The sequence below is a fragment of the Delftia sp. PE138 genome (genome assembly GCF_018320755.1).
GTDB classification, from domain to species: Bacteria; Pseudomonadota; Gammaproteobacteria; order Burkholderiales; family Burkholderiaceae_C; genus Comamonas; species Comamonas tsuruhatensis.
The window spans coordinates 1-7,296 of record NZ_JABEPN010000019.1 but is presented as its reverse complement, the minus strand read 5'-3'; the positions used below and the strand labels follow the sequence as shown (position 1 = coordinate 7,296).

Below are 7,296 nucleotides of genomic sequence, written 5' to 3'. Positions count from 1 at the left end.
CCGCTCCTTGACCTGGGATCGCGGCTCGGAAATGGCGGGGCACAAGCGCTTCACGTTGGCGACCGACATCCAGGTCTACTTCTGCGACCCGCACCATCCATGGCAACGGGGCACCAACGAGAACACGAACGGGTTACTCAGGCAGTACCTTCCCAAAGGCCTGGATCTGTCGGGCTACTCACAGGAGAGCTTGGATGCGATTGCAAGGCAGTTGAACCAGCGTCCCAGGAAGACGCTGGGGTTCAGAACACCTGCTGAAATGTTTGATGAGTGTGTTGCGTTGACCGGTTGAATCCACCGTCAGAAGCGGACGTTCGCGATGCGCTATAAGTGACGGCTCCCCGAATGGACCCTATACGCAGAGGTTAGCTCTGAAGCTTGGACGCATCGGCCCCTCTATCCCTCAACGAAAAGAGTGAGGTAGGCGTCAAGCCTATCCGCACGTATTGGAGATCGCTCAATCAGTTGTTGGCAGTGCCCTTCAAGTTCGATGTCGGTAAGCTGGGACTCGCAAAGATCAGTCAACAGCACACGAGCGTCTGCCACCAAGGCAGCCAATCGGTCAAGGGTCAATGCATAGCTGTCGTGCGCGGCAGCGGCAGCAGTTGCTTTGTTTGTCGGATGCACTACAACCCGTAAGCTCACAAATCCGTTGTAGCTCTTATCGAACCACTGTTGTGCGACAAGCAACTGACCATGCTCTTCCTTGGTCAATGGGTTCTTCTCAAGTTTGCGGCTTTTTGCTTCCAGAATGAGCGCAACCTTGTTCGGCAGCAACCACAGAACATCTGGCCCCTCGCCGCCGTCGTCGTGACGTTCTGTCGACAGCCCAATCAATTCACCTAAATCTGCTAAGGCTTGCTCAAATTGATTAGCAGACGCGTTGGAATTCAGCTTTGATACCACCAACTCAAATCGTTGGAGCAGACCACGCCGCATCCGGTATCCCCGCAATTGGGATGCGATAGCCGCGCCCTGGGCCCCAGGAATTGGCAACGGGCGGTACGGAGGCATTACCCGCGGTCGCAACAAGTTGCGATTCAACCCAAAAGCTGCTCGCTGTAATTCATCGCTGCGGTGATCTTGACCCCAATGATTTGCGATGCGGCCGGCCAACTGGAGCAGCCAGCCCCGTGTCTGATCGTCTGGCAATACTTGACCGTTGGCCACTTGATCCAACTTGGCGATCGCCTTGTCGTGATACCCATCCGCCCAATTATTAAAAGCTTTACGTTCTGCCGCGGCGACGTCGAAGCGTTTTGGATCAAGGTCCTCCTGCTTCACATTTTCAGCTAGGGTGGCTGCGTGGTACTCAACCCAATTAGCATCCCGGCGGATGCTCATCTCGATTGTCTTTGCCAAGTCCTCGACGTCATCCACCTCTTTGCTCACCGTAGACCCCATTTCAAGCTGGGCTCGAGTAGCACTAGTGAGTAATTTGAAATTGGCATCTTTGGCTATCCAGCCTGACAGATCTGCCCCGGCAAGCAATACAACGCAATAATCGCCGGCGCCTCGTGCCCCGCGTCCGATGCCTTGTTCAATGCGTTGCGCAAGCATTCGACTAATAGTCGAACCACCATAAAGGGTATTTGCGCGCAGTAATTCATAGTCCGATGTACCCGATGGCAGACCTTCCATAGCTAGTAACCTGCAGGAATCCCCAGGCAAGTCAATACCATCATAACGATTAGCGAAAACGATCGGCCCGCTAGTAGCACGAGCTTGTAACGCCTCAACCTTAGCCTCCACTTGAGCTGAACCCTCAGCGAAATACGCAATATCTTCCCAAGCCTTGGCTGCAAAATTTGATGGCACAAGAACAATCGCACCTAGGTTGCGCTGCGCTATCTGCGTGAGCAATGCCTTCATGACTTCATTAGCATTGAACTTGAACTTCATCAAGCTTGGAATCAGTATCATGCGCTCACTAATCCCAGCCAACGATCGAGACGTCAACGCGCTCCCGACATGTTGCGGGTCGGCATCGAATGTGCGTACGATTTCGCTATCGTCAGCAATCGTGGCGGACATGTATATGCGGCGCGGTGCGTCAGCAAACGTTGGGAAGCTGTTGACCAGCGGGAGCGCTGACGTCACCGTAAAGGTATCGCTGCTGATTAAAGCGTGGCACAGGTGTAAATTGTCACGCAATAATGGCCATGCAAACGGAGTGTCGCTCCCGTCGCCGCGCAATAGTGAGCGCGCCGCATCGATCTGTTCGTGCCAAGCCCAATATGGCACCTCAACAACAATATTGCTAAGTCCGGAGACGGTGTCGTCAAAGGTGCCAAGACGGTCAATATCCCGAAATGCCGGCCGGAATAAAGAGCATAGATCGTTGTATTTATCTTGGTCATTATTGGATGAAACTTCCAGCGTGAAAGATTCCCGCACCACTGAGAAGGCCACATGGGCATCATCGAGAATGACAGCTCCGGCCCTGATTGGCATTCGCCCCCCCTAACGCCGAACTTGCTGAACCCATTAAATAGCGCTTTGTACGACGCGACCATGATGCCTTTGCCGTTAACAAAGTCATCTGCAAGCGGTTGGCCGACAACGTAAGGTACGGCGGTCATCCCAAGCGAGCGCGCCTTCTCTAGTGTTTGGTTAACCAACTGTGTTGTTGGGGCAAGATATAAAACCGGTTCTTTGAGTTCGTTTAAGGTTGATTGCGCCATTAATAGACCAACGAGCGTCTTGCCCCCGCCAGTATGTAACTTTACGATGGTATCGCGCTCGTTTCTGCGCTTGAACCATGCCTCTAACACCTCCGCTTGGCTGGTGTAAAGATCATTGATTCCTTGAGGCTTCGGAAAACGTCTAAAAATTTCAAGCGGATCGATCGGCGCTGCGCGCATCGCCTGCGACCTAAGTTTGTTGAAATCAACCATATTTATCTCTCCTATTTGCATTCACAAGCTTAACGAGTTGGCAATTTTCGCTATTTATCGCGGGTGTGAAAATTTCACAACGAGTGCCGGTAAACTGCCGAAGAAATAACTATTGAATCATTTTTTATTGCTTTTCAGTCAGCTATTTTCAATTTGCATTAAGAAAGCTTATTATCCTTGTCATTGAGCCACTTCATCGGGACAAGCTTGATGCCGTCACGCCAATCTTTCAGGCCCACGACTCCCGATATATCCCCCCAAAGATCGCGCGAAGCGTGGTCAAGAACAATCACCTGAAGTCTTCCTTTGGATTTTAGTACGACTTTATTGAGCACCTCGAAGGCTTTGTGTACCGCAATAATATCCTCGTCCCGCAGTTGTGGCTCCATCTCTTCGTCTCTTGGGCGTTGAACTACGTGCTTCGGGAAATAGACCTGACTGGGCTGGTCCAACACCAAGAATCCAGGCACTGGACTATTTGGCTGGGATAGAAAGAACTGCTGCAACGCCAGTAGCATGGCCAAGTGGTACGAAAGCCAATTAGATCCGCTACCGATTTCTGACAGGTAGTCATCGCGGTTTGCCCCGCGGACCTTAATTGTGAGATCGCTTATCTCGAGAGAAATAGGGTCGTCAGGGTTCTCGACATCCAGAAAAGGCAAGAGACGGCCGGCGTATCCATTGACGGCATTCAGCGCACGGCGCTTCCTCGATTCAACGTCCTGCTCCTTCAACTCCATCTCAAGCTCCTGCACTTTGTCTCGCAGCTTGCCAACCTCTTCAGCCAAGCCACCGTCGCCACCTAAACGACGGTGCAAGTCCAACGCGGACTCAAGATTGCCCACAAAACGCTCGGCTTGCTTGGCTGCAAACTGTCGCTCATTGGCTTCATCTGAGCGGGTTGACAGCGCACGTTTGCGAACTTGCACAGAACGAAGTCGCTCTGTCGTCAATTCAACTTCCTTTTTTACGCGCTGCATTTCACGATCAAAAGCCGCAGGAATCTCATTGTCGATTCCTGCTCCAGCTTCCAGCGCCTTCAATCTGCCAGACAGCACTCTAAGCTTGTTGCGTGCCGATTCGGTATGGCTACCGCACATAGGACAGTCCAAGTTGTCGTCCATGTGTCCGTGGATCCAAGTCGAAAGCTTCAATCGACCCCGCTGCAATGCGATGGCTGTTTCGTATTGAGAACCACTTAAGCTCATGCGATTCATCTCTGCCAGACGATGTCGCAATGTCGTTAACTCACGAGAAACCTCTCGCTCCTCTCGTTCCAAACCATTCAGCTCGCTTAACGCCTCCGAGATGGTCTCGGTGCTGACAGTGATCGTGAGGTCGGTACGGGCGACGACCTCGTCTAGCAACTCGATCATTTGGGCGCGTGTCGATTCCGCCTCTTGTTTTGGCACCAGGCCTAGTTCCAAAGCTTGACTGAATTTCGCGGTAAGGTCTGCCAGCCAGCGGGCGGACACCTCCTGCGCCTCTTTGAACTCCCGTTCCTTGCGCCGCAACTCTGATCGCGCCCGGCCCAATTCATATTGCTTGGCCATAAGACTTGGGGTGACTGCGCCGAGGACGTACGGGAAGATCTTTCGGAGCTTTTCCCTATGCTCATATGTGTTGGTCTTGAAGAACAAGACATCTGGGTTGGCGATGATGTTCTGGGGCTGGAAGGTAAAGGCTGCCAAATCACGGAAGCTTGGTCGGCCGTCGAAGCCAGTGGCCTCTTCCCCACCGGAAAAATCCAAGTTTGATAGCCCCGAAAGTTCATCAAGTAGGCGTTTTACTGCCTCGGCATTAGTGTTTTTCACAATTCGGTGCGGGACGTCTTCGATGCGATCAGCTTCCAGTAGGAACATGTCATCCGTACTCCGTTGCGCGCCTGGCTCACGGCGCGCAAGGAGTTTTTCGCCCTGCGTTGTCGCAACAACTACGCCGAACCACTCGCAATGCTTTCGGATCGTGTTGACGGGAATGGAGCAAGTGCTAGAACCTAAGCAGTAGTCAATGATTGGAATTACTGCAGACTTTCCAGTGCGCGATGCACCGCTGATTACGTTAACCTTACCCAAATCAAAACGCAGTCGGCGAGGCTTGAAATCCGGATTGCGTGGCCAAAGTACGACGGCGCGAATTTGGAAGAACATTAAAGCCTCACCTTCAAGGTCGTAGTGATTTCATGGAGGGTCAAGGGGCCGAACCAACCTCCGAGTTTTTCCGCGCCACTCATGAGTTGCTTGACTTCATCGGGGAGGCCGCGTGCCGCCGTTTTTGAGAGTGGCAAGGCGCAACCGGACTCAGTCAAATAGATCAACCGGCCAGCCGCTGCCAATTCGATCGAATCCAAGGTAAGCGTTCTCCATCGAAGCGATCGTTCGTGGATTTGCAGCAGTAAATCCTGCTTCGATACCTTGGCATCACCAAACTTTGCGGCGAAGGCCCTCAAGCCCGAGCTTGGCCAGGTACGGTGCAACAGATCCGCGGTGGCTTGGTGCAGCACGATGGGCAGCACCACAAATAGTGTGGGCAACGCCGGCGCATCGCCTGTGGGATGAGTCTTGACATAGGCACAGCAAAAGCGCCAAAGGAGGGCTGCGCCGAGCGCGGGATTCTGAACGTTTTGTGCTTCTACTGAGAGCGTCGTCATGCTGCCTTCTTCGGCCTAAGCTGTAGCTCAAAGTCGGGATGCCAGCCGATCGCTAAGTCATCAGCGAGCCTATGAAGGCAGCCAGGAATGAAATGTCCTGGCGCTTCTTTCTGCTGCACAGGCACTTTGTTATCCATGCAATCGGCGTACAAGGCCAGGCCTTGTTGGTCTGGCCGTTTGTCGCTATGGGCAACCCTGCAGGCTAACCGCTTGTTTCTCCAACTACGCTTTAGCGTCACGTCTAACTCATCAAAGGAGGTCACGTCAACGTCTCCACCGATGGCCCACGCAGTTCGGTCCGCAGCCGCCATCAGATAGTCGCTCACCGCCTCGAGTTTGTCTTCAAAATCAAGCCCGATCAGGTCCAACTGCTGTACGAACAACCTCGGCAGGTGACCCTCAGCCTCTGTGGTGCTCGGCCGCTTAGCGTAAGTCGTGAGCACTGTCTCGCGGTCAACCTTCTGGGCATACGCGGTATACCAAGTGTGAAACTCATCACTCGAAATGATCGCGGGCTTGCCCGCCTCCAACATTTCATCAACACGACGCTTTACAACGCCACTCAAATGGTCGGCAATATCTCTAATCTTGCTGTGCGTGATGGGATGCTTCTTGAGGATGGCCTCGACATCTGCCTGCGGGCTTCCCGAACCACAAGTCAGCTTGAAGTTTTTTATAATCCGCGCCACCAATTGCTGGTCAGCGTTGAAAACGTTGTTGACGTAGGGCGCGATGTTGGGCGCGACGCTTTCACGCAAGTCATAGTCCGGCTCACTTCCCCATAAGGTGGATTTCGCCATCTCAATGCCTGCGTTAGCGGCTTCCAAGGTGCTTGCTCCGGAAAAAGCCTCGACCAACGGTGCTGATACCTGCCGAGAAACGTACATCTCGAACGTGGTCCGATCCGGGTCACAGTCGCCAGCAGCGGCCATGGTTATCCAGTTCGAAAGCGTTTTCCAAAGAGATTTCGCACGATCCGCCACAGGGTTGGCGGTAAGGGCGCTTTTGCTTTGTCCCAGCTTGACTCCCTGAGCATCTTCTTGTGCGACGTCATCAAGGTATTCCATGCTGCAGGCGCTTCCCGGTGGTGCCTGCAGCAAGAGCTGCAGTAGGCGCGTGTACTGAAGCCCAAAGCCGAGTGCTTGTCCAGGAACCTCCGTCTTGCGTTTGCGGGGAGAGCCTCCCCTGCCTACCGATTTCGTCATACAACTCCCACAGGAATTATGGTGACATCATTCTACAAATGTATCTACCAGATTCAATTTGGAGCTCGGAAGGAGGGCTCTGCATGAAGGTTCGGAGGTAACGCTCAGGTTGATGAAGAATATATGATCAAACAGCTGACGACTTTCCCGTACGCTGAGACGTAGTGGGCACCGCGATGCCAAGCGCCTCAAAGGCAGTTCGTCGCAGCCTTGCCTTTCGGTCAGTGGCGGATGGCCGCTTTAAGTGGTGGATTCAACCGGTCAACGCAACACACTCATCAAACATTTCAGCAGGTGTTCTGAACCCCAGCGTCTTCCTGGGACGCTGGTTCAACTGCCTTGCAATCGCATCCAAGCTCTCCTGTGAGTAGCCCGACAGATCCAGGCCTTTGGGAAGGTACTGCCTGAGTAACCCGTTCGTGTTCTCGTTGGTGCCCCGTTGCCATGGATGGTGCGGGTCGCAGAAGTAGACCTGGATGTCGGTCGCCAACGTGAAGCGCTTGTGCCCCGCCATTTCCGAGCCGCGATCCCAGGTCAAGGAGCG

At 53.4% G+C, this 7,296-nt stretch carries 7 protein-coding genes; 1 reads left to right on the top strand and 6 read right to left on the bottom strand.

Annotated features, from left to right (window positions below):
• Window positions 1-292 (top strand): IS30 family transposase (locus tag HFGMBDPB_RS29540; protein WP_160856081.1); only part of this gene is annotated, 292 nt, incomplete at its 5' end.
• Between the two features lie 104 nt (window positions 293-396).
• Here the strand turns inward: HFGMBDPB_RS29540 and HFGMBDPB_RS29535 are convergent.
• From HFGMBDPB_RS29535 to HFGMBDPB_RS29515, 6 genes are all read right to left on the bottom strand, one after another.
• On the bottom strand, window positions 397-2,034 hold the full coding sequence (locus HFGMBDPB_RS29535; protein ID WP_249343781.1) for a helicase C-terminal domain-containing protein: 1,638 nt from the start codon (window positions 2,032-2,034) through the stop codon (window positions 397-399).
• Window positions 2,035-2,120: 86 nt separating this feature from the next.
• Window positions 2,121-2,897, bottom strand: coding sequence for a DEAD/DEAH box helicase (locus tag HFGMBDPB_RS29870; protein ID WP_249343779.1), 777 nt, complete (start codon window positions 2,895-2,897; stop codon window positions 2,121-2,123).
• A gap of 158 nt (window positions 2,898-3,055) precedes the next feature.
• A complete protein-coding gene (locus tag HFGMBDPB_RS29530; protein WP_212646781.1) occupies window positions 3,056-5,047 on the bottom strand; it encodes a DUF3732 domain-containing protein in 1,992 nt (663 codons plus the stop codon).
• On the bottom strand, window positions 5,047-5,547 hold the full coding sequence (locus tag HFGMBDPB_RS29525) for a three component ABC system middle component (protein WP_133074260.1): 501 nt from the start codon (window positions 5,545-5,547) through the stop codon (window positions 5,047-5,049). The genes HFGMBDPB_RS29530 and HFGMBDPB_RS29525 overlap by 1 nt, the downstream gene beginning before the upstream one ends.
• On the bottom strand, window positions 5,544-6,614 hold the full coding sequence (locus tag HFGMBDPB_RS29520) for an ABC-three component system protein (protein ID WP_212646780.1): 1,071 nt from the start codon (window positions 6,612-6,614) through the stop codon (window positions 5,544-5,546). The genes HFGMBDPB_RS29525 and HFGMBDPB_RS29520 overlap by 4 nt, the downstream gene beginning before the upstream one ends.
• 391 nt (window positions 6,615-7,005) lie before the next feature.
• Window positions 7,006-7,296 (bottom strand): IS30 family transposase (locus tag HFGMBDPB_RS29515; protein ID WP_160856081.1); only part of this gene is annotated, 291 nt, incomplete at its 5' end.